This is a genomic window from Photobacterium carnosum (assembly GCF_021236965.1).
Lineage (GTDB): Bacteria > Pseudomonadota > Gammaproteobacteria > Enterobacterales > Vibrionaceae > Photobacterium > Photobacterium carnosum.
The window spans coordinates 135,497-158,688 of sequence record NZ_WMDN01000003.1; the positions used below are offsets into that span (position 1 = coordinate 135,497).

The 23,192-nt window shown below is 37.9% G+C and carries 18 protein-coding genes and 1 riboswitch; of the genes, 8 read left to right on the forward strand and 10 right to left on the reverse strand.

Going from position 1 to position 23,192, the window contains the following annotated elements; translation table 11 throughout:
• Positions 1–27: 27 nt before the first annotated feature.
• Positions 28–1,194, reverse strand: coding sequence for a pentaheme c-type cytochrome TorC (gene torC / locus GLP24_RS04215; RefSeq protein ID WP_101768446.1), 1,167 nt, complete (start codon positions 1,192–1,194; stop codon positions 28–30).
• Between the two features lie 198 nt (positions 1,195–1,392).
• On the opposite strand from torC, the gene torR reads away from it, so the two are divergent.
• Positions 1,393–2,106 (forward strand): two-component system response regulator TorR, encoded by a 714-nt coding sequence (gene torR / locus GLP24_RS04220; protein WP_101768445.1) that lies wholly within the window; start codon positions 1,393–1,395, stop codon positions 2,104–2,106.
• 587 nt (positions 2,107–2,693) lie between these two features.
• Here torR and panP read toward each other — a convergent pair.
• On the reverse strand, positions 2,694–4,346 hold the full coding sequence (gene panP / locus GLP24_RS04225; RefSeq protein WP_101768444.1) for a pyridoxal-dependent aspartate 1-decarboxylase PanP: 1,653 nt from the start codon (positions 4,344–4,346) through the stop codon (positions 2,694–2,696).
• Between the two features lie 151 nt (positions 4,347–4,497).
• Positions 4,498–5,490 carry a DUF2860 family protein gene (locus GLP24_RS04230; protein WP_232615567.1) on the reverse strand — a complete coding sequence of 331 codons (993 nt, stop codon included), beginning with the start codon at positions 5,488–5,490 and terminating at the stop codon, positions 4,498–4,500.
• A gap of 448 nt (positions 5,491–5,938) precedes the next feature.
• Between GLP24_RS04230 and GLP24_RS04235 the strand changes: the two genes are divergently transcribed.
• Positions 5,939–7,153: a patatin-like phospholipase family protein gene (locus GLP24_RS04235; RefSeq protein ID WP_232615568.1), complete on the forward strand. Its 1,215-nt coding sequence runs from the start codon at positions 5,939–5,941 to the stop codon at positions 7,151–7,153.
• 88 nt (positions 7,154–7,241) lie between these two features.
• On the opposite strand, the gene GLP24_RS04240 is transcribed toward GLP24_RS04235, so the two are convergent.
• The 5 genes from GLP24_RS04240 to GLP24_RS04260 form a co-directional block, all read right to left on the reverse strand.
• Positions 7,242–9,716, reverse strand: a complete 2,475-nt coding sequence (locus GLP24_RS04240; RefSeq protein WP_232615569.1) for a VolA/Pla-1 family phospholipase — start codon at positions 9,714–9,716, stop codon at positions 7,242–7,244.
• A gap of 33 nt (positions 9,717–9,749) precedes the next feature.
• A complete protein-coding gene (locus GLP24_RS04245) occupies positions 9,750–10,979 on the reverse strand; it encodes an outer membrane protein transport protein (protein WP_221945297.1) in 1,230 nt (409 codons plus the stop codon).
• Between the two features lie 350 nt (positions 10,980–11,329).
• Positions 11,330–12,238 carry a manganese-dependent inorganic pyrophosphatase gene (locus GLP24_RS04250; RefSeq protein WP_101768439.1) on the reverse strand — a complete coding sequence of 303 codons (909 nt, stop codon included), beginning with the start codon at positions 12,236–12,238 and terminating at the stop codon, positions 11,330–11,332.
• A gap of 248 nt (positions 12,239–12,486) precedes the next feature.
• Positions 12,487–13,491 carry a GGGtGRT protein gene (locus tag GLP24_RS04255; protein WP_101768438.1) on the reverse strand — a complete coding sequence of 335 codons (1,005 nt, stop codon included), beginning with the start codon at positions 13,489–13,491 and terminating at the stop codon, positions 12,487–12,489.
• Between the two features lie 102 nt (positions 13,492–13,593).
• On the reverse strand, positions 13,594–14,286 hold the full coding sequence (locus tag GLP24_RS04260; protein WP_101768437.1) for an iron-sulfur cluster assembly scaffold protein: 693 nt from the start codon (positions 14,284–14,286) through the stop codon (positions 13,594–13,596).
• A gap of 214 nt (positions 14,287–14,500) precedes the next feature.
• A riboswitch (Fluoride riboswitch) is annotated at positions 14,501–14,575 on the reverse strand.
• Between the two features lie 381 nt (positions 14,576–14,956).
• Here GLP24_RS04260 and GLP24_RS04265 point away from each other — a divergent pair.
• The 3 genes from GLP24_RS04265 to emrD all read left to right on the forward strand — a co-directional run bounded on the left by GLP24_RS04265 (position 14,957) and on the right by emrD (position 18,585).
• Positions 14,957–16,186, forward strand: coding sequence for an alpha/beta fold hydrolase (locus GLP24_RS04265; RefSeq protein WP_232615640.1), 1,230 nt, complete (start codon positions 14,957–14,959; stop codon positions 16,184–16,186).
• Positions 16,187–16,438: 252 nt separating this feature from the next.
• Entirely contained in the window at positions 16,439–17,035 is a 597-nt protein-coding gene (locus GLP24_RS04270; protein ID WP_193435461.1) for a GTP cyclohydrolase II, read from the forward strand.
• Between the two features lie 341 nt (positions 17,036–17,376).
• Positions 17,377–18,585, forward strand: a complete 1,209-nt coding sequence (gene emrD, locus GLP24_RS04275) for a multidrug efflux MFS transporter EmrD (RefSeq protein ID WP_101768435.1) — start codon at positions 17,377–17,379, stop codon at positions 18,583–18,585.
• Positions 18,586–18,733: 148 nt separating this feature from the next.
• Here the strand turns inward: emrD and GLP24_RS04280 are convergent, their stop codons facing one another.
• Positions 18,734–19,060 (reverse strand): HI1450 family dsDNA-mimic protein, encoded by a 327-nt coding sequence (locus GLP24_RS04280; protein WP_101768434.1) that lies wholly within the window; start codon positions 19,058–19,060, stop codon positions 18,734–18,736.
• Positions 19,061–19,286: 226 nt separating this feature from the next.
• Between GLP24_RS04280 and GLP24_RS04285 the strand changes: the two genes are divergently transcribed.
• Positions 19,287–20,057 (forward strand): nucleotidyltransferase domain-containing protein, encoded by a 771-nt coding sequence (locus tag GLP24_RS04285; RefSeq protein ID WP_232602499.1) that lies wholly within the window; start codon positions 19,287–19,289, stop codon positions 20,055–20,057.
• A 38-nt stretch (positions 20,058–20,095) separates the two neighbouring features.
• Positions 20,096–22,480, forward strand: a complete 2,385-nt coding sequence (locus GLP24_RS04290; RefSeq protein WP_232615570.1) for a DNA polymerase II — start codon at positions 20,096–20,098, stop codon at positions 22,478–22,480.
• Between the two features lie 54 nt (positions 22,481–22,534).
• Here GLP24_RS04290 and GLP24_RS04295 read toward each other — a convergent pair whose 3' ends face one another.
• Entirely contained in the window at positions 22,535–22,852 is a 318-nt protein-coding gene (locus tag GLP24_RS04295; RefSeq protein WP_152652596.1) for a hypothetical protein, read from the reverse strand.
• 103 nt (positions 22,853–22,955) lie between these two features.
• On the opposite strand from GLP24_RS04295, the gene GLP24_RS19825 reads away from it, so the two are divergent.
• Positions 22,956–23,087, forward strand: a complete 132-nt coding sequence (locus GLP24_RS19825) for a hypothetical protein (protein ID WP_269154954.1) — start codon at positions 22,956–22,958, stop codon at positions 23,085–23,087.
• Positions 23,088–23,192: the final 105 nt, after the last annotated feature.

The window sequence follows — 23,192 nt, forward strand, 5'->3', positions numbered from 1 at the left end:
CATTTAATCGTTTATTGGTGCGCTGGATTAATGCGCGCCAGTACTACCTGTATCGCTGCCATGGTTCTGAAGATATTTAAGTAGTGTGCGTTCTTCAGTCTTAGTCAGACGGTAGTAAGAGCTCATGGCTTTCAGACTTGCGATCCAGCCATTTGCAGTAAAATGGCCAGGATCAGGCGCCGCATGACAAGCGTTACATGTAGACGCGTACATATCTTCTGCGTAGTTCCAGATTGGTTTAATACTATCAATCATGTCTGATTTAGTAACCCAACCTTGAACGCTGATGTTCTGCCATACAATGTTAGTTGCAGGATCAGTTTCTTCTTTAATGATTTTCTCGTTCGCTTTCACTTCGCCACGGATAGTTGCCTTAAAGACACGCTTGCCCATGTACTCAGTCATTACACGACCTTTACCTGCTTTTTCTAACCAGCCGTTAACTTCAACTTTTAGCATGTCGCCTTTGCGTTCAAGTACGGTGACTTCAGAAGCCGGTAATAATTTACCTTCTGATTTACCTTTTGGATCATCAGTTGCAAAGATATCTTTCTCACCTAATGAGTAAAGTTTCTCAGCCGTTGCACCTTGAGAGGTTGCTTCGGCTTGTAGCCCTTGGAAATCTTTCTGGAAACCACCTGCCATGTTAGGCAGTTCGTGTGCAATACCTTTGTGACATTCAATACAGTTCATGTCTTTTGACGCTGCTTCTGTCATTGCAGCAGCAGCGGCAGGTGATTGCTTAGCATGGTCCATAGCAGAATAGTTATGGCAACTCTTACATGTGCTTGAGTTTTGTTTTTCCATGCGTTTCCAAACCATTTGAGCTAATTCTAAACGGTGCTCTTCAAATTTTTCAGGCGTATCGATTTTCTTGGTAATAAACTGGTTATACACATCTTTTGATGCCATTAACTTAGTTTCTATCATACCGACTAAATCTTTCGGTTGGTGACAGTCAACACAGTCAGCACGAACACCTGAAGCATTTTTGAAGTGTACAGATTGGGTATACTCTTCATAGTTTTGCTGCATGGTATGACAACCAACACAGAATTCATTGGTTGATGCATGTTCAAAACCTTTGTGCACAGCAAAAATGCCACTCACGGCGATACCAATACCAACAAGCACCAGAGCAAGAATTGAGTACTTGCTGCTTGGTTTTGTCAACATCTGCCAAATTTTTTTCATTTTGAAAGATTCCATTTAAAAGAATGCTCACCGTAGGCTACGGTGACGGTTAAAATTTTATGAGGTAATCTTATTGTTACGATATGAATAAGGTTAACGCTACGAATGAATAGCCAAGGCAGAGTTATGACAAATTGTGAATGGTCTTAGTTTGTGCTACCGTTCAGCAAGAAAGCCAAAAACTAAAAAGAGAACGACATGACCCATCACATACTTGTTGTAGAAGATGAAATTGTTACCCGCACAAAATTGGTTGGGTATTTTGAGAATGAAGGATACAAGGTAAGCCAAGCAGACAGTGGCGCACAGATGCGCGAGATAATGGCAACGGAAAAAATCAACCTTGTAATGCTTGATATTAACCTACCTGGCGAAGATGGTTTAATGCTAACTCGTGAGCTTCGTAGCCGTTCTGAAGTAGGTATTATTTTGGTGACTGGACGTACCGATAGTATTGATAGAATTGTTGGTCTAGAAATGGGCGCAGACGATTATGTAACTAAGCCTTTTGAATTGCGAGAGCTATTAGTTCGAGTGAAAAATTTGTTATGGCGCATGACGTTAGTAGAAAAAGCGCGTGATGAAACGATGGTTGAAATGCAGGAAGATAACATCATTCGTTTTGGTGAATGGCAGTTTGATATTAATAAACGCGCACTGACACATAACGGTCTTCCAGTGAAGTTAACTAAGGCTGAATATGAGCTGTTAGTTGCGTTCTCTTCACACCCAAATGTAGTGCTAAGCCGTGAACGTATTTTGAACATGCTAAGCCACCGTGTTGAAGCGCCGAATGACCGAACTATTGATGTTTTAATTCGTAGAATGCGTTCTAAAATGGAACTTGATCCGAAGAACCCACAGATTTTTGTTACCGTCCATGGCGAAGGATATATGTTTGCTGGCGACTGATAGTAGTCTTGTTTGGGTCAGAAAAACGTTGTCTCAATAAAATAGTTATGACATAAATTGACATAAAAATGCCCTATTTGAAAAGAATAGGGCATTTTTTTTGAACGCTATTTGGGCGATTTTTTGATTTATATCATGATTCATTGAAATATTTTTTTGGGTCAAAATGGAACAAAATCGCGTACTGAGAATTATTATTAATACCAAGGCCGTTTTGTAACATCATAGAAACTATAAAAATGATTTACGGACACTTGGTGAAACATCTTCGCAGCAATGGCATTGAAAAATGAAATCTTATGAACATGTATTTTGAGCTATATTCCCTTGTAAAATTTATTTTACCTTAAATTGATACTTTCAATGTGTAAGTGAGTGAATATTAATAAAGGTAAATAATGCTTTTTGGTGATGCTATTCATACTACAATCATTCACTGTTCATAGTTAAGTTGTGATTTATTCATAAAATAGTCATATATCGAATGAGGCATTTACGCTAATTAAAACCAATAAAATGGCAAAAAATGCGATATGCCGTTAATTTTAAGAAAATACCGTATAGATATAAGCGCCTTATATATCGTTTTAAATTCTTTTTTCTAGTATTTTTTCAGTCAATTTAATGATTTTAGGCAGGCTAATAGTGCTTTGTTGTGCAAGTTGTTGTTGCTCAATAAGGACATTTTCTAGAATTTCAGTGGTTGTTAGAGGATTTGCTAGCACAACCCGAAACACAGTCGTTGCTTTTCGTTGCCACTTTTCAGGGGTAATACGCGTACGTGATACAAATGATTTACCTGATTCTCGTTGGCGTTTTTGAATAAATTGGGTGAGATCATTTAACAGCTCTAGCAATATTTCACGTTGTGCTGGGGTTGCTTGTTGTAATGCTTGTTGTGTGTTTTTGGGAACAAAGCGGTAAGTCAGTAGGCATAATTCAGGTTCAGTAACTAACTCAAAATCAGGGTGCTGTTTAATACATTGTGCAAAGTAAGCGGCTTTTTCAATGCTGTTATTGATCAATAATTCATAGCCAGGGCGACTAATAATATTCAGACTCGCAAACAGTAACATCGCCATACCACTGCGTGATCCTTCAAGTGTATGACTGCCTAAATCTTTTGAACCTTCTCGAAGAATATATTCAGCATGATGCTCAATTGCACTCATTAATTCTGGATTTTTAAAGATCACCATGCCAGCACCCATTGGAATATAGAGCTGCTTATGGGCATCGATAGTAATTGAGTCTGCGCGTTCAATCCCTTTCAATAAATGACGATATTTATTTGACATTAAAGTAGCACCGCCCCAAGCCGCATCAACATGGAAGTGGCATTGGTGTTCGGCCGCAATATCTGCAAGCTGATCAAGGGGGTCGATATTGCCCGTTTCTGTGGTACCTGCAATCCCAATAATCGCAAAGGGTTTAATATTTTTCTGTTTTAAAATATCGAGTGTGATTTGTAATTCATCAAGATCAATACGATTATTATCATCAGTTTTAATCGCAATAAGGCTATCTCTGCCGATACCTAAAACATCTGCTGCTTTTTTAAGAGAATAGTGACCGCGCTCTGATACGAGAATAGCAAGATCATCATAACCATAGTGCTTCATTGCTCGCAGTAAACCTTGTTGTCCTACACCCGTGAAATCACCATCAGGTTGTAATACTGTATTACGAGCAACCCATAATGCGGTGATATTGGCGATGGTGCCACCGGAACAAAAAGCGCCTAAAGAATGGTCAGCACTGTGCATCCATTGTTGGTAGAAACTTTCATTTTGATTAAATATTAACTTATGAAGCATACCTAAAACTTGACGTTCTAGTGGTGTAAATGCTTTTGATGTTTCTATTTTTACGAGGTTTTGGTTTAGCGCGATCATGATCTTAGACAAAGGCATCATGAAATAGGGTAGTGCAGAGGTCATGTGACCGATAAACGTAGGCGCAGCAGTATGAACTGATTGGGCGACAAGTTTATTTAATAAGAATTGGGTATGTTCAGAAACAAAAGAAGGAACTTCCGGAATATTCGGATTAGAGAAATCTTTTTCAATTTCAGCTAAGGGTTTTTCGATTGCTGCGATATGGGTTCGCAGAAATTCATTGAGGTTTTCAGAAAGCTCTTTTTCGATGGATCCCAAAGTTGAATCAGGTGCTTCTGGTATAGTAAAAATGCGATGCAAAGATTCTAGGGATGCATCTGCAGTACGATTATTAGCCGCCATAATTTATTTAACGTTTCCATAACGTTGGCAAAGTATCGTTAATCTAATCGATATTTTGAATGATGTCTCGAATTATTTCGATATGGTCAAAATGTAATCACTTCAAATGAAATCCATTAATTAAAGAGTGCCATTATTTATTATGTTGTTATTAGAATTTATAATTTAAACCGATACTAACTAACATCTCGTTACTATCATAAAAGTTTATATTTGATTGTGTTGAGTTATAACCGACGAGAGAAACTAAACCCCAGTTTTTCCAATTAAAGGGTTGGTTATATTCATAAGCTAAGAATGCTCCGAATTTATTATCTTGTTGTTTTTTATTAAAGACGGGATTAGCTAAGTCAAATAATGCTCTTTTGTAATTTAAAGTAAATGCAAAGCTTGATTGAGGTAATAACTGAATAATAGTCGCGGCTACACCATACATATTATTACGCATGGCATTACCCTCAGCATTAATATTAGTGAAATTAAGAGAGGTTCGTAGAATTAAACTACGACTAAATGGTTTCGTATAAGAGGCTTCAGTATAAAGAACGTTAGCATTACGATTTAGAGTGGCTTGTTCGTTGATAGTCAGCGAAAGTAAAGGATCGTTGCCACTACGTTCATGATCAACACTAAATTTACCGTAGGCAACTTGACCAGAAAAACGAGAACCACGAATGTTGTTAAGCTTGACGCTAAATGCATTAATGCTGGTTTTTATTTTGCTGCGTTCTACATCTTGTAGGTAAGGATCTTGCCATGTTTTTTGAGTCAGTACACCGGGTATATAGCTCAGGGTTAGCATGGAATTATCAGCAAACTTTTGTCGATAACCTATATCAACATGAAACCGACCCAGAGCAATATCAGAACGGTTAGTACCAAAATAGAGTTGTTTATCACCATCATTAAAGGTGTAGCTGAGGCTACCAATAGGGGCAACGAACATTTTATTTTGATCGTCACCGCTACTATTTAGATTTGGTGTAGTGTGATTATCACTATTAAACTGTGAGTTAGATTTACTGTAGCCAACCATGAAAGAAACATCACCGCCAATTCCAGGCGTCCAATCGACGGGTTTTGCCAGTGCCGTGGTGGAGATTATTGTCGTAGCAATTAAGCTGACAGTGAGTAATGGTTTCATTATTTTCCCTATAAAATAAGCTATATAATCAGTTGATTATAATCTTACATAGAATATAAAAAAGCTGTTTATTTGCATAGTGTAGCATAATGAAAAATTTTCTTTATTGGCGATAATGTATTGTGTGAGTATTGTCGTAATGATCGCAATTCATATTGCTTTTAGTAACAACCTGAACAAGACTTAAGGTAATGTTATGTTCCGTATTATAAGAGGGCTTTATTATGAATATTGAATTTAAAATTACGCTAATAACAGTAACTATCATACTTTTCGCATTAGCAGGCTATGGAATTATTGTTGTACATGCATAGTAATTAACACTGCATTATTAGTTAATGTAATAATATTTTTTAGCATTATTGCCTGTTGGTATGTACGCGTTGTATATTCTACTCTCTTAGATATAGTAACGTATGTTGGTTTACATATTTAACAGGGAGAAGCAATGAATTATCTTCCGTTTAGTTTACGTGATTTTAATGAAAAATCGGTCGCTGATTTTTCTTTGATGCTTAACACTACATCGAATAAAAAAATAGCATTAATTGTTCAAGGAGGCGGCCAACGGGGTATATTTTCTGCTGGTGTGCTTGATAGCTTTCTTGATCATCAATTTGATCCATTTGAGTTGTATATTGGTACTTCTGCCGGTGCGCTCAATTTATCTTCTTTTATTAGCCGCCAACCGCGATTTGGTTATCATTTTATTCGTGATGTATCGATGGATGATAAATTTTTTAATCTTTATAAATACCTTAGCAAGCAACAGCCGATGAACTTGGAGTGGGCGTTACAGCAAGTGTCATCCTCTGGGCTATATCCTCTCGATGTTGCAACCGCGCACAAAACATTAATGTGTCGAACCGCACTTGCATGTGCGACCCGTAAAGATACTCTGCAAGATTATTATTTGCCAATGTACCAACAAGATTGGCAAGATGTGCTGTTAGCATCGTGTGCGATTCCTCTGCTTTATAATCAACCTGTCAATATGGATGAGCTTCAATGGGTTGATGGTGGCGTGAGTGCGGCAATTCCTGTTAAAGAAGCATGGCGGCGTGGTGCTGATTTAGTGGTGGTTATCCGTACTGAGCCACTAGAGTATAGCGATACAGACAGTAGCGATAATAATGAACGGGGTATTTTTGATGATTGGCGGGAAAACATTGAAATTCAACTACCTTATTATATTGATAAGTTAAGTTTGAATGAGTCAGTTGATAAAATTAAAAATATTCATCAAGAGTTGAGCCAGCGATTTGAACAATGGCGACAACATTATTGGAATGATGAAACTAACGATTCTCAAGAGACTGAATTAGTAAATAAATCGATATCTAAAAAAGGTTGGTTTTCACAGTTAAATGTTGAGCGACTCATTGCGTTAACTGGGCAGGGAACAAACTCTGAAATATTAGAAATGTTAGCGCGTTATCATCATACTTATCGTGATGTGAATGATTTTTTAGTGAATCCACCGCAAGGGTTGCAGGTTATTCAAATTGCACCTGAGAAGGCATTAAATAGTAGTGCGTTATTAAGTAGTTATGAAGATTTAGAGCTTGATTACCAGCAAGGAAAACAAATTGGTGAGCAGTTTGTGACGTCTTTTTCACAGTTACTGAATAAAAAAACCAGTCTGATGCAGCATTTACGTTAGGTCAATTACATAAAAAAAGCACATAAAATAAAGCCTTGATAACTTGCGTGGTATAAACAAGAGTATCAAGGCTTTTTGTTAGGCTAGATTATTTATTTAAAAAATCAGCCATATCAGTCTGCATTTCTAATGTTGTTGCTTTAGACGCTTCAATGGTAAAGCTATCATTTGTTGGCATCGTGATATCGAGTAATGATGTATGGCTGCCTGGTGTATATTCTTTCCAACCTTTAGTTGCATTGTTTAATGCTAAACCTAATTGCTTAATCAGTGGTTCAGTACCTGTGAACGGTGAGTAAGGCAGGTTGTTTGGCGTAGTAATATTTGGAATCGTACTATCACCTTTAACCATTTGCACATAGACAGGGACAGAAGACGGAATACCATCAGCAAGGTTAATCGGATCAACTGGATCCATTACTGTTTGGGCGGCATAAGCGAACTTAACGTAAGTCTCTGTCCATTTAGCGAATAAACTTGGGTTGTTATCTTTAATCGCTGTAATGTTATCAATATAACATTTGTTCAAATCTTTGTGCTTATCATCTTGAGCGACATAACAAACATTCAGTGCTTGTAGAAATTTACCTGTTTCAATTACGTCTGGCGTTATTTGTGCTGGATTAGATACTGAACTTTGTAGAACCCCTGCTTTTAGAAGACCACCAAAACTGCCTGAGTTTAATAGTAGGTAAGGGATCTCGGCACCTGGGTTCGCTAATGCCAGTTTATCAATCGCAAAGTATTGTTTATCAAACGTCGGCTCAAGTGTGGGGCGGTTGGCAATATTGCCGACATTAGTACCGACAATAGCGCCTAATGAGTGACCTGAAAAACTCACCCCGTTATTAGGATTTAACATGTCTAACGGTGAAATATTGCTTGAAGCTTGACCTTCTTTTTGCTGTTGCTGAATATGGGTAAATAATTTACCAATAGCAGCACGTAGGTTGACTACATCAATGGTACTTTGACGCAAGTTATCGCGCGCAACGGTTAAGTTTTCAAGATTTAAATACATTGAGGGATCTATTGCTGCATTTTTATATACCGTTACGCCACTTTTATTTGTGATATTAATACCACGATCGGTACCATGAAGTGGTTGGTTTATGGCAAAAATTGCGCGGCATTGATCCCCAACTAATTTTTCTGCTAAAGAAGGTAATGAAACTATTTTATCTTTATCATCTTTAATTTTAATATGCTTAATTAATACATCTTTATCTGCGGTAATACCATGTTGGAAAATAGTGACATCATTAGCACCAAGAGTCTGACATTTTTTACTGTTTGGTAAGACTAAAGTGTAATCAATCGTCTGCACTGATTTAAGTTCAGGTATAGCACTGTAGCGAGTAATTAGACGTTCAGGGTCAAGTTGGTTGCCATTGGCTAAAAATAGCTTTTTACCCATTAATAGAGTGAGTACTTTAATTTGCACTTGTGGGTTTGTCGCCACTTGCGCCATGTCGGTTAGTGTTACTTTCGCAGCGGCTAATTGAGCTAAAATCGTCGCTTTATCCGCATTACTACCATTGCTTAATACATATTTAATCTTAGCAAGGCTTGGCATACCACTTTGCCAAGGGGTATTCATAAATTTGTTAGCACGAATATCGAGGTAGTATGGTAATGAAACAGTGCCTTGATAGATTGTGACATTACTTTTTTTACTGACTTTATTTAGGTCGTCAACTTGTACAGGTTGAGAGAACGTAAATAATGTTGAAAGCTGCTCGGGAGTCACAGTTTTGGCAATAGCAGAACCTTGCCATACATTATTAGCACCTAGCGCCATGGCTTCTTTTGTTGCCATCTTCGCTGCAAATAACACATCACCAGATGATAATGTCGTAAACCATGATGAGAAGATAATATCGCGTTTTTGCACAATACCATGGAAAGCTTCTTCTGTAACATGGGTGATCTTTTGTGCAGGTAACAATGCAGGTGCTGGTGGCAGATTATCTGATTTTAATAATGCGTATGAGTTACTCATACCTACAGCTTGGCCGTTCATATCTTTTAGATCGTCAGTAACGGCATACATGTAGTTACTCGCAGGATCTAACGGTTTAAGCAGTATCACAATTAAACTGTGACCCGAGACTTGAAGAGTAAAATCTTTATTTTGTTGAGATAATAGAGTCGGCTTTGTTGTATCGTCAGTATTTGTTGGATCGCCTGATTTAATCAAATAAAAGCTAGTCGCCGCTGGTGTAGGATCAAGAGCTTTACCTATAAAATTGATCGTAATCGGTTGAGTGGTACTCCAACCGTCGGTTTGTCCCATGGCAACTAATGGATCTGAGGTATTGGTTTTATCTTGCGCCATCGCTTCTGTTGCAAGGGTGCCGTCTTGAGCATCCATCGCTAAATAGGTTGGTAATATTAGCGTTTTATTGGCAGACAAAAGGTCAAAGTTTATTTTTGTTTCAGCATTCAAGCTTGCAGCAATATTAGGATCAATCGGTGATTGATTCTCCAATGTACCATCACTTTTACAGCCCATTAAACTTAATGCAGAGGTGACTAATAATGCTATTGAACGTATCTTCATTGTTATTCCTAATGATTTATAGTTTATTTCGCATTAAAAGCGGTAATTAACTTGTGCAGCAGCAAGGTAAGCTTTGCCTGATGACGTAATGCTGTCATTTTCACCTGCTGGTGTTTGTTCTACAAAGTCAGCTTTTTTACTGTGAATATAAGATACGCCGAGATCAACAGATAGAGCTGGATTGTAATGATAAGTCGCCCCCGCTGAGTACCAATAACGATCAGTATCTGGAATGCTTAATGTTGCCTGTCCAGCATTTTGATCAATGGCAAAACCATAACGCAGTGTCCACGTTGGGTTTAATGTATAGGTAGTACCTACAGCCCAACGGTAAGTATCTTTGAAGTTTTCTTTTTTAACAAAACAAGTGCCTGTTTTACATTGAGAACTGATTGCTCTGATTTCTTTAAATTTATTGTATTGCGTCCATTGCACACTATAGCTAATCGCCCATTGTGGGTTCAGTTGATGAAAGCCTGAAAATTCAGCAATTGCAGGAAGAGGAAGTGCAAGGCTTGCTGCAACGGTTTCATTTCGTTTGGATGTTGCTTGACCCAAGTAGTCAGTAAAATGGCCTTTAAAATTGAGGTCTACTTGTGAACGGTAGCTTAGTCCAAAACGAGTATTGTCATTTAGTTCGTATAACGCACCAACATTCCATCCCCAGCTCCAATCGGTACCTTCCATATTGATAAGGTTATGGCTTGGCGCTGCGTAAGCTAAAGAGCCTAAACGACGATTAAATTCTGCTGTGCCATAAACAAGGCTAACACCGGCACCAATACTTAATTTTGGTGAGATACGATAAGCAATATTCGGATTGAAGTTAACCGTTTCTAATGCAGTTTTACCCGCAAGGCTACCTGCTTGCATCGCTGTAGGGTAGTCAGTGGTCACGCCATAGTTACTAAAAATAGCTAAACCAATCGCTGTTTTATCATTGATAGGCTGAATGTAGTAGGCTGCGGGGACTAGACTTATTGGTGAAATATCTTTTGCAGTTTCATTGTGAGTATGATCATCAATATTGATTGATGGATTAATGACACTCATTACCCCTGAAACTTCAGCATGTTTAAAACGTGTCATTGCGGCAGGGTTACGTGCTAATACCGCAGCGGTGTCTGCTATTGCAGCATCACCTGCGTATGCACGACCAAGACCTGCAGCAGAGTGTTCTGATACCTGATATCCAGCAGCATGCGCTTGGCTTGAAAGTATGGCTGTAATAATGAAGGAGATATGCTTTTTATTTATGGACATTATACTGTCTCTCTATAATTTCTAGTAGCTTCTTGTTCACCCTTCAAAGAAGGCTGGATTTAAAAGAGAGAGGATTATAGTTATACCTCAAGAGAATAATAAGCAAATATGGATAAATATCACAATAAAATAGTTTGTTTGCTTATAATTTACTCATAGCGATGGTTTTTAGATGTATTTCTATTGATTTAAATAATTAAAGTATTTGCTCTAATTTGGAAATTGGTGTAGCACATATTTTATTTTTAGGGGGAAATTGGTGGTTATTATTGGTGTTATTTATCTTTATTATGATCAAAAAAAAGACTCTAAAAAGAGCCTTTTTTATTATCAATAATTAGTTGAAATAATTATTTTGCAAGTACTGTTTGTAGCCAAGGCCAGCCTTGCTTTTTACGGCTTAGTGTATTTTCCATCATTAATACACCGTCTGTTGCGTGTGTATCAAGAATGTGATTCCAATCACCGGTGTAAAGTAGGCGAGTAGTACTTGTTGTGATATCTGTTAGCATTAATGCTGCCAGACCTAAACCGTCTTCGTCACAACGACGTTGAAGATCAGCTTGAAGCTCTTCAATCATGCTATCTACTTGCTCAAGAGTCGCAAGTTCGATTTGACCAACAACAACGTCACGATTGTTGAAAGGGTAGCCTTTAAGATCTTTTTCAACAAGTTGTGCAGCCGTTAGACCTTTGATATCAGTCTTGGCAATGAGTAAGGCTTTGATGAATGATTCTAAGTCTTGTATGTCAGCAATTTGAGCAAGCTCATGTACTGCATCTTTATCTTTTTGAGTACACGTTGGAGATGCAAAACCGACAGTATCAGACAAAATAGCTGACATCATTAGTACGGCTAGTTCACGTGTGATTTTGTGATCTTCAATCTTAAATAAGTTGAATAGAACAGTACAAGTACAACCTACAGGCCAGATCCATGCTTCCATTGGGTTGATTGTCATTACATCACCTAGACGGTGGTGGTCAACAATACCGACAACTTCAGCTTCAGCTAGGTCATCAGGTGCTTGAGCAAGGTCTGAATAGTCAACTAACCATACTTTCTCACCAGCAACACTTGTACGTAGCTCAGGAGCCGTAACGCCAGCTAGCTCAAGGATATGTAGAGTTTCACGGTTCATTTCGCCTTGACGAATTGCTGTCGCCTCAAGACCACGAGCTTTAAGAAACGCTGTACAAACTAGTGCAGAACAAATGCTGTCACTATCTGGGTTTTTGTGACCTACAACTTGGATCATGATATTTCCTTTACTTTATCTGTAACAGCATGGTGCTGTGTAAGATATATAAGATTAACTCGATTCTTGATCGATTATACCTTGAAGATAAATTGTTTTATAGGGATAAGCGAGATCAAGAACTTGGAATGGGGGATGATTGTAGAGTATTTTGCAGAAATAACAATTAAGGATAAAAAATAAAGGCGCAAGTGTCTAATCTTGCGCCTTTTTCGTTATTTGAAGATAAAATCTTTTTTAACTATAGCTTATGCTTTTTGAGCTTGCTCAATAGCAACGGCAACAGCAACAGTTGCGCCAACCATTGGGTTGTTACCCATACCAATAAGACCCATCATTTCAACGTGAGCTGGTACAGATGAAGAACCTGCGAACTGAGCGTCAGAGTGCATACGACCCATAGTATCAGTAAGACCGTAAGAAGCTGGACCTGCAGCAACGTTATCAGGGTGAAGAGTACGACCAGTACCGCCGCCTGATGCTACTGAGAAGTAAGCTTTGCCTGCTTCTAGACGTTCTTTTTTGTACGTACCAGCAACAGGGTGTTGGAAACGTGTTGGGTTAGTTGAGTTACCAGTGATTGAGATATCAACGTCTTCGCGGTGCATAATTGCAACACCTTCACGTACATCATCAGAACCGTAACAGTTGATGTCACCACGTTGTGTTTGAGAGAAACGACGCTCAGAAACAACGTTTAGATCGCCAGTTACGTAATCATATTTAGTTTCAACATAGTTGAAGCCATTGATACGAGCGATTAGGTAAGCAGCATCTTTACCAAGACCGTTAAGAATAACGCGTAGTGGGTTAGTACGTACTTTGTTAGCGTTTAGGGCAATTTTGATTGCGCCTTCAGCTGCTGCAAATGATTCGTGACCAGCAAGGAATGCGAAACATTGTGTTTCGTTGCTTAGTAGACGAGCACCTAGACGACCGTGACCAAGACCTACTTGACGTTGGTCTGCAACAGAACCAGGAATACAGAAAGTTTGTAGACCAAGACCTAAGAATTCAGCCGCTTCAGCTGCTGTTTTTGCGCCTTCTTTAAGTGCAATAGCAGCACCTAAAACGTAAGCCCAAGATGCGTTTTCAAACGCGATAGGTTGTGTTTCTTTAACGATGTTGTATGCATCAACACCATGTTCGTTACAGTAATCACGTGCTTCTTCTAGTGAAGCAAAACCATATTGTTCTAGTACTGGAGTGATTTTTGCAATACGACGATCAAAACTTTCAAATAATGCAGCCATGATGGAGTTTCCTCTAATTCGGTAAAAACAATTTCAGTGACGCTGTAACTCTTGAAAAGTTAAAATAAATGCGTCATTTACTTGTGTGATATAGGTCTATGATTACTCGTGACGAGGATCGATAGTACGAACTGCTTCATCAAAGCGACCGTATTGACCCGTAGCTTGTTCCATTGCTTCTGCAGCAGGAACGCCTTTACCGATAGATTCCATCATCTTACCTACGTTTACAAAACGGTAGCCAATGATTTCTTCGTTATCATCTAGTGCAATTTTAGTTACGTAACCTTCAGCCATCTCCATGTAACGAGGGCCTTTAGCAAGAGTACCGTAGTGTGTACCTACTTGGCTACGTAAGCCTTTACCTAGATCTTCAAGACCAGCACCGATTGGTAAACCGTCTAAAGAGAATGCAGTTTGAGTACGACCGTAAACAAATTGAAGGAAGATTTCACGCATTGCAACGTTGATAGCATCACAAACAAGGTCAGTGTTTAATGCTTCAAGAATAGTTTTACCAGTAAGAATTTCTGAAGCCATAGCAGCAGAGTGAGTCATACCAGAACAACCGATAGTCTCGATTAGAGCTTCTTCAATGATGCCGTTTTTAACGTTAAGTGTTAGTTTTGCAGCACCTTGTTGAGGAGCACAAGTACCAACACCATGGCTTAAGCCAGAAATAGCAATAACATCTTTAGGGCTAACCCAGCGACCTTCTACTGGAATTGGCGCTGACTCGTGTTGTGGACCACGAGAGATAGGACACATGTTTTGAACTTCACTTGAGTATTGCATTGCTCTGCCTCATAGACACCGCTTTATAAGTAATAAAATAATACATATTTTAGGTATTAATCTATTACAGTGAGCAGTGTAGAATTGATAATTCGTTATCGTGCAGGTAATAAGAAGAGGACGGATACGTAAACAACGCGACGTGTTTGAAAATGAACATCTATCGTTAGATATTCAATAGAAAATAACACGGACCTCAACTATTAAAAGCCGAATGTTGTCAGACGTCATTATCCTTAAAGAAATTCAATAAGGCGGTTAAAGGAGGAACATCATCTCCCGCTATAACGATTATTATAATAATTTATCATTTATAGCAACAAAATAGATTTTAATACCTATATTTGTTAATGGAGTAAATATACGCTTTTTTTTATAAATAATATTACTTAAATTTTGAAAGAAAGATTTCAAATATGAAATCATTAACTGATAATTATTCTTATTAATATTTGTGGTTATTAAATAAAAAACAGTAATATTGTAAACTGTTAATATTAAAGTGTTTTTTATTTTGAAAATTAAATCATCAAAAAAATAAAAATAATATTAGAGTTAAATGTATTATTATTTGTACAATGCTAAATGATAATCGTTTTTATTGTTAAGGGAGATAATACCATTGCAAGACTTTATTCAGAATGATGAACTTTGCTTTCGAAATATAAATATGAATGTACCTTTAAATTATGAACAAATAACCGAGGGTTCATTAACTATTTTTGCACGAGAGGTTGTACATAAATCCAACATTAATAAAGAATCACCTTGGTTGGTTTATTTACAAGGTGGTCCAGGGTTTGCTGCTCCACGACCAGAAGCAAACAGTGGTTGGTTAAGAGTCGCGTTAAAATACTATCGGGTATTATTACTTGATCAACGTGGTACTGGTGCGAGTAGTGCGATTTCTCATCAAACATTAGCGGCAAAATCACCGCAACAACAAGCTGAATATTTAACGCATTTTCGTGCTGACAATATTGTTCGAGATGCGGAACAATTACGTCAACATTTAGGTATTGATCAATGGGCATTGCTTGGACAAAGTTTTGGTGGTTTCTGCGCATTGCATTATTTGTCTTTTTATCCGCATAGTTTGTCGCGTGTATTTATGACGGGCGGAATACCATCGCTCACCGCAACAGCTGATGAGGTGTATCAAGCAACCTATAAAAGAGTAGCAGATAAAAATAAGGCCTTTTTTAAACGTTTTGCTGGTGCACAACAACAGTGCAACGCTATTGCTGAGTACATTATAAACAATAAGGTCTATTTACCGAATGAGCAATTATTTACGGTTGAACAATTTCAAACATGGGGCATAACACTCGGCGGTACGGGAGGGGATTTGGCGATGTACTATGCGTTAGAAAGCGCATTTGTAGAAGTCGAAGGGCAGCAAGTCTTGAGCTATACTTTTCTTAATACCATGCTGAACCAACAGAGTTACCAAACTAATCCTATTTATGCGATTTTGCATGAGGCTATTTATTGCCAGCAACAAGCATCTGACTGGGCCGCTGAGCGAGTACGTCAGCAATATCCTCAATACCATTATCAAAAAGGCAGTGATTTGTGTTTTACGGGTGAAATGGTTTATCCGTGGATGTTTGATCAAATGACATGTCTGCAACCATTACGCGAAGCGGCACATTTATTAGCAGCAAAAGAAGACTGGCCACTATTATATTGTGAACAGCAATTGGCTAAAAATACTGTACCGATTGCCGCTGCGGTGTATGTTGAAGATATGTATGTTGAATATCGCTATAGTTGTGAAACCTTAGCCTTATTAGCAAATGCGCAATCATGGCAAACAAATCAATATGAGCATAATGGCTTACGTGTTGATGGTGAATATATTTTTGAGCGACTTATTACGTTAGCCGATAGTATGTAAGATCAATACAGCGTTAAAGGTGTATTTATTTTGTCATTTTATCGCTAATATTATCTATTGTCATTAAACGTTATAATATAACATTTAAATTTGTGGCACTAAGTGGTAATGTAACGCATTCAAAATAAATGTGGATTAATGATCCTGATTGATTTTGGATATAGTTGTTGTTAGTACCCTAATTTCGGTATTATTTAATCATAATCAAATACCCCTCTATGGCAGGGGTGTAAAGAAATGCTTAGGAAGAATATGGTAAATGTTAGGGCAAGAGTGCCTTTTAAAGTAGGTCTTAACAGCAATATCCCAGCTGAATTGCTTTCATTCAACGGTCTTGATTCAGGTAAAGAGCATGTTGCCATTATTTTTCAAGACGCAGATAAAACGCTAGTCCCTTTGGTTCGTATGCATTCTGAATGTTTAACGGGCGATGTGTTTCATTCTTCGCGTTGTGATTGTGGCGAACAACTTGATGAAACTATCGAAAAAATGGGTAAAGTTGGCGGTATCATTCTTTACTTACGCCAAGAAGGGCGTGGCATTGGTTTATATAATAAAATCGATGCCTATGAATTACAGACTCAAGGTATGAATACCTATGAGGCGAATAATCATCTGGGTTTTGATGATGATTTACGTGAATTTTCTGAAGCAGCCAACATGTTAAGAGCTTTAGGGATTAATGAAGTACGCCTCGTGACGAATAATCCTAAAAAGATTCGTGACTTAGAAGAACATGGTATCAATATCGTTGAAGTTGTTGGTACGAAAGCACATGTTAAAGATGGCAATGAAAATTATTTAAAAGTGAAAGCTTCACATGGTAAGCATCGCTTAAAGTTTGACTAATATTGATAAAACCATAGAGCCTCGTAATATTCTTTGTCTAATTGAAATATTACGGGGCTTTTTTGGGCTAAAAAACGCCCCTAATGCGTATCTTTACTTTGGATTAGTTTTTCTAATGCAGACCATAATAAACTATCGTGCATTATGAACAAGATTCACTTGTTAGTTATTAATCAGAAGACTACTATTTGCGCTTATTTTACAGGCATAGATACTATTTAAACGAACACGTTCGTCTTCAATAGCAGTGATACACTATTCTATATTTTTTTTCTTATTTAATATGTTGATTATTAATAATTAATTAACTAACAATATTAATCTTTTTGAGGGTGACGGTTGTGATTAAGCAATCTTCGGCTAGTAATACAAGTAAATTATTAATACTAATAATTGTTCTAGTTGCTGTAGGGCAAATGACACAAACAATGTATGTGCCAGCGATACCTGATATGGCAACATTTTTTTCTGTTAAATCCGCATATTTACAAGCGGTAATGGCTGTATACCTTATTCCGTATGGATTATCACAGTTTATTTATGGTCCATTGTCTGATCGTATAGGTCGTCGACCTGTAATCATTGCGGGAATGGTGATTTTCCTTATTGGTACCATCGGCACCTTATTATCATCAAATTTCCATTGGTTCTTGTTTGCTACCTTTATTCAAGGTTGTGGTACAGGTTGTAGTGGTGCGATGTGTCGTACAGTACCTCGTGATAGTTATGATGGAGATGATTTACACCAAGCTAATAGTTTAATTAGTATGGGTGTTATTTTATCACCACTGATTGCACCCGTTTTAGGGGGTTATCTTTCTAAGCATTTTGGTTGGGAGTCGGTGTATGCGTTTCTATTAGTATTTGGTGCTGTAGTGACGCTTGCCATGATGCGATATTTTAGTGAAACATTACCTCCAGAGAAGCGTCATGTTGAACGTGTATGGGTAAGTTACCGATATGTATTAAGTAATCGTCGTTTTCAAGGCTATGTTATTTGTCTTATCGCAACATTTGCGGGTATTGCTGTATTTGAAGCATCGGCGGGTGTCTTACTTGGTAGTGTGCTGAAATTAGATCCTATCACTGTTAGTTGGTTGTTTATTTTACCTTTGCCTGGTTATTTAGGTGGCGCTTGGTTATCTGGTCGATTAGTACGACGTCTTGGTGTTGATCGGGTATTGGTTATCGGCATGATTGCACTTGTGCTGGGTGCAGTGACAATTATTATTCCTGGCTTTGCGGGTTTAATTACGATTAAGAGTTTGATTGGCGGTGCGTTCTTGTATTTTGTAGGTACTGGTATGCTATGTCCTGTTGCAACGACTGCGGCAGTGCAACCCTTTCCTAATCATGCAGGAACCGCTGGCGCTGTGCTTGGTGGTTTGCAAAATGTAGGCGCTGGTTCTGCAACATTAGCGGCATCATTTATGAATGCTCAAAGCCAATTTAGCTTAGGTGCAGTGATGACTGTAATGTCGATTATTGTCATAATGAGCTTATGGTGGATCCGTTACAGTAAACAAGATACGACGATTCTTGCTCGTTAATGATATTTGTACGTAAGATTATTGGTTAGCGAATTGCAAATTAGTAATAGTGATTAGAAAGACAAAAGGCGCGGAATACGATTTTCTTACTAGTTAATGTCTAGTTGAAAGTTATATCCCGCGCCTTTTTTATGGGGTAGCGATTGACTTAGTCACGCTTCCATAAAATGTGACAGCCTTTGTTTTCAGGATCACGGCTGATCAGTAAACGCGCGAAAACATCATCAAGTTCGTTATTTTCTTCGTTAACTAGACCTACACAGACTTCTGCGTAAAGATCTTTATCGATTTCACACGCTAAATGTTCTTCCCAATCATCACGGGTTTCAACAACTTCCGCTGCGCCACGCTCGTCAAATTGTAGAGTGAAAAGCAATACGTCTGCAGACTCTAAGTTATCTGCTGCCATTTCTAGAAAAATATCGTATGCAACGTCAATAACATCATCGTATGAAATAAGGTTTTTTGTTTCCATGATACTGATTGATCTCTATCTGTGTTTAGTGGTGTTATTATACCGAAACCCTTGGAATATGCGATATTTAGCGATAATCGTTAATTGTATGGATAATTATTCTATTTGATGTCGATATGGTTGAGTAATCATTGTTGGGTAATATTAGGATTTTTCGGTAAGTTAATGACTTAGATTGATAATAAAACGTCATTAATATGTGTTAGTTGTGTAATGAGTATGTTTTGTGGCTAAGTTTTTACCTCAGTTGGATAGTCAAACCGCTTTTCAATTAGATTTCATGCCATTGCTTATGGCTGCTGTTACAGATTTACAATCTCAAGTGACGGTATTACACAGTATTTATCTTAATGGCAGTATTGCTTATCGGCAGGCAACGCGCGGTATTTCCGATTTGAATTTGACCGTGGTGATCACGTCGCCATTAACAGTGGAAGATCAACGTCGAATAGCCAGTGTGTCACAGACGTTACGCCGTGATTATCCTGTGATTTCAGCGATTGATATTACATGGGTACTGCTTGATGATGTACTGTCTATTGCTGCCATCTTTAAATGGGGCTTTTGGCTAAAACATTGTAGTGTGTGTTTATATGGTACTAACCTCAGTGAACAATTTGGTGATTTTGAACCTTGTTGGGAAATAGCAAAAGCGTTCAATTACGATATTGCAATCGCTTTAGTGGCGATAGAACAACAGATTAGGCGCACTAAAAGTATTAGCGAATATCAATATTATTGTCGGTGCGCGGGTAAGAAAATGTTAAGAAGTTGCTTTATGCTGGTGGCTATTTACGTTGATGATTGGGCATATACTGATCAACAATGTGCCGATTTTTTTCTGACGCATTACCCAGATAAAGCAACAGAGATTGAACGATTATTTGTGTTAATTAATGGCCCACAAGTACCAAAGAAAGCGTCTATTTTTATGTTGTCGCAATTTGGTGCATGGATCGTGAATGAGTTTAATAATATTGAACGAAAAATTGGCTAACACTTATTTTACCCTATTAAGATCAGATTGAGGTTTCTTTGCAGTCAAATTCAACCGGGTTTGTATTAACTCGTCAAAGTCGAGATATAAAAGGACAAACGGAAATTGTTCTGTGGGTAAAAACCGCCACGGGTCCTTGTCGATTATCGATTGTTGGCGATAAACCTGTGCTCTTTATTTGTGCAGATCAGCAGCAACAAGCCATGGATATTATTCGAGCGACTAATATTCAAGTGCAGTGGAAACCGTTAACGCTCAAAACATTTCAGCATCAGAATATCGTTGGTTGTTATAGCGATACTATTCGTGACAATTACGCCATTAGTAAAAGTTTACAGGCTGAAGGGATTCAGGCATTTGAAGCAGATATTCGATTGGCTGATCGCTTTTTGATGGAACGTTTTATTCGTGGTGGGCTAGTTTTTTCTGGGGAGGTAAAACAGCGTAATGGTTATCAAGATATATTGTTTACCAAAGCCAAAGCCGCTGACTATATTCCAAATCTGACCTTGGTATCTCTAGATATTGAGTGTTCAGAAAAAGGGGTTTTATACTCGATTGGTTTTCATAGCCAGATGGACAGTCGCGTTATTATGGTCGGAGAGCGTCCCGCTGATTATGATGCTAATGCTGAACTTAATATTGAATGGGTGGCTGACGAAAAAGCATTATTGTTGGCGTTAGAAGCATGGTTTATTGAGCATGATCCGGACATCATTATTGGTTGGAACGTGATTGATTTTGATTTCCGATTACTGTTGCATCGTGCAGAGTGGAATAAAATTAGTCTTCGTATCGGTCGTGGTAAACAAACTCCGCATTATCGACATTCTACTCAAAATGCCAATCAAGGTTTTATCAGTGTTCCTGGTCGAGTTGTCATGGATGGTATTGATACCTTAAAAACGGCGTCTTATAATTTTCGATCGTGGTCGTTAGAAGCAGTTTCGCAAGAACTATTAGGTGAAGGTAAAGCGATTCATAATGTGCATGATCGTATGGCTGAAATTAATCATATGTTTAAGCACGATAAGTGTTCATTGGCTAAATATAACCTGCAAGATTGTAAGTTAGTTACGCGAATCTTTAAACAAACACATTTGTTAGCGTTTGCGATAGAGCGAAGTCGTCTTACGGGGGTGGAGCTTGATCGTATTGGGGGTTCAGTTGCGGCATTTACTAATCTTTATATGCCGCAATTACACCGCGCAGGTTATATAGCCCCTAATCTTGAAAGTGAAAATTGGATCGCCAGCCCTGGTGGTTATGTGATGGATTCTAAGCCTGGATTATACGATTCAGTGTTAGTCTTAGATTTTAAGTCGCTGTATCCCTCTATTATTCGATCATTTAGGATCGATCCAATGGGCTTGGTGGAAGGTTTATTGTTAGAAGAGGGTAAAGCTGAACACCAAGCTATTGCTGGTTTTCGTGGTGGTCAGTTTCATCGAACGCGTCACTTTTTACCTGAAATGATTGAATCATTATGGGCTGCCCGTGATCGGGCTAAACGTGAGGGAGATAAAGCTTTTTCACAAGCGATTAAGATCATTATGAACTCGTTTTATGGTGTATTAGGATCATCTGGCTGCCGTTTTTTTGATCACCGTTTAGCATCGTCAATTACTATGCGTGGTCATGAAATTATGAAGTTCACTCGTGAGTTGATTGAAGCAAAAGGTTATGAAGTGATTTATGGTGATACAGATTCGACTTTTGTATCGCTTAAAAGTGCTCACTCTCAGCAAGATGCAAATCATATTGGAAATACATTAGTTGAGCATATCAACCAATGGTGGCAACAACACTTACAACAACACTATGGTTTAGTGTCTGCATTAGAAATTGAATATGAAATTCACTACCATAAATTTCTAATGCCAACCATTCGTGGACAAGAAACCGGCAGTAAAAAGCGTTATGCGGGATTAGTGTGGCGTGGTGATGCTGAACAAATGGTCTTTAAAGGTTTAGAAACAGTACGAACTGATTGGACACCGTTAGCTCAACATTTTCAACAAACATTATATTCTATGGTATTTCATGATCAGGCTGTTGATGATTACGTACGTGATTATACCAATCGAACTTTAGCAGGGGAGTTTGATGATCAATTAGTTTATCGTAAGCGTTTACGCCGTAATTTAGAGGATTATCAGAAAAATATTCCGCCCCAAGTGCGAGCGGCAAGGTTGGCAGATGAAATGAATGCTAAGCTAGGACGTCCGTTGCAATATCAACAAAAAGGGGCAATAGAATATGTGTTTACAACTTCAGGCGCTGAACCCGTAGAATATCGTCAAAGTGCTATTGATTATAATCATTATTTAGAAAAACAATTAAAACCCGTAGCTGATGGTATCCTTCTTTTTATTGGAAAATCGTTTGATAATATAACCGCGCCACAGTTAGGTTTGTTTTAATGGAACAATGAAAACGCGCTATATTGAGCGCGCTTCGATTTAAAACAAAGACGGTTAGTCAAAGTAAGTGACATGTTTTACTGTATCAGTACTTGCTAAAATAGGGTCAAAATTAATGACACCACGATTTTGAGTACAAATTTTATAAACATTATCACATTCAAAAATAGCTAAAATTTCATCCTTAGCGCAAAAAATTTCAGGTGGTAATTTCCCTATCTCACCTATACATTCAACGCCTTCATGGGTCCAAACTAATTTTTGAATACGTTTATTAGTCGTCGGTGTTGGGGCTGATACATGTTCTGCAATCGATGAATAAACCGATTGTGCTTGATCAATATTCTTAGCTAATGGTACGAAAAAATCCATGGTTCCCTCCAGTTAATACATTTATTATTTTATAGATAAATAAATGCATTTAAGTGATAAATAATTATCTACCGTGACAATATTAATAACCTTAGCAGAATTAGTGACCAAAAATCAACATGACAAAATAACAATTAATATTTATAACAAACACAATAAAGAAGCATTAGTAACATTACTCAGTGTATTTATTCGATTTAAATACCGCGAAGGGAGCATGATTTATGCTCAATAAAGGAGAGGGTAATAACAAAGAGTAGAATGACATGGAACAACTGAATTTTTGACGATATTCATAAATCGTAGTCATAAAAAAAGCACTCCGAAGAGTGCTTTTTTG

Coding starts and splice junctions, on each gene's coding strand:
- GLP24_RS04265 (WP_232615640.1), top strand. CDS start 14,957: ATGAATGTACCTTTAAATTATGAACAAATAACCGAGGGTTCATTAACT.
- panP (WP_101768444.1), bottom strand. CDS start 4,346: ATGGCGGCTAATAATCGTACTGCAGATGCATCCCTAGAATCTTTGCAT.
- torR (WP_101768445.1), top strand. CDS start 1,393: ATGACCCATCACATACTTGTTGTAGAAGATGAAATTGTTACCCGCACA.
- GLP24_RS04245 (WP_221945297.1), bottom strand. CDS start 10,979: ATGTCCATAAATAAAAAGCATATCTCCTTCATTATTACAGCCATACTT.
- GLP24_RS04235 (WP_232615568.1), top strand. CDS start 5,939: ATGAATTATCTTCCGTTTAGTTTACGTGATTTTAATGAAAAATCGGTC.
- GLP24_RS04295 (WP_152652596.1), bottom strand. CDS start 22,852: ATGGATTTTTTCGTACCATTAGCTAAGAATATTGATCAAGCACAATCG.
- GLP24_RS04270 (WP_193435461.1), top strand. CDS start 16,439: ATGGTAAATGTTAGGGCAAGAGTGCCTTTTAAAGTAGGTCTTAACAGC.
- GLP24_RS04255 (WP_101768438.1), bottom strand. CDS start 13,491: ATGGCTGCATTATTTGAAAGTTTTGATCGTCGTATTGCAAAAATCACT.
- GLP24_RS04280 (WP_101768434.1), bottom strand. CDS start 19,060: ATGGAAACAAAAAACCTTATTTCATACGATGATGTTATTGACGTTGCA.
- GLP24_RS04230 (WP_232615567.1), bottom strand. CDS start 5,490: ATGAAACCATTACTCACTGTCAGCTTAATTGCTACGACAATAATCTCC.
- GLP24_RS04250 (WP_101768439.1), bottom strand. CDS start 12,238: ATGATCCAAGTTGTAGGTCACAAAAACCCAGATAGTGACAGCATTTGT.
- GLP24_RS04240 (WP_232615569.1), bottom strand. CDS start 9,716: ATGAAGATACGTTCAATAGCATTATTAGTCACCTCTGCATTAAGTTTA.
- torC (WP_101768446.1), bottom strand. CDS start 1,194: ATGAAAAAAATTTGGCAGATGTTGACAAAACCAAGCAGCAAGTACTCA.
- GLP24_RS04260 (WP_101768437.1), bottom strand. CDS start 14,286: ATGCAATACTCAAGTGAAGTTCAAAACATGTGTCCTATCTCTCGTGGT.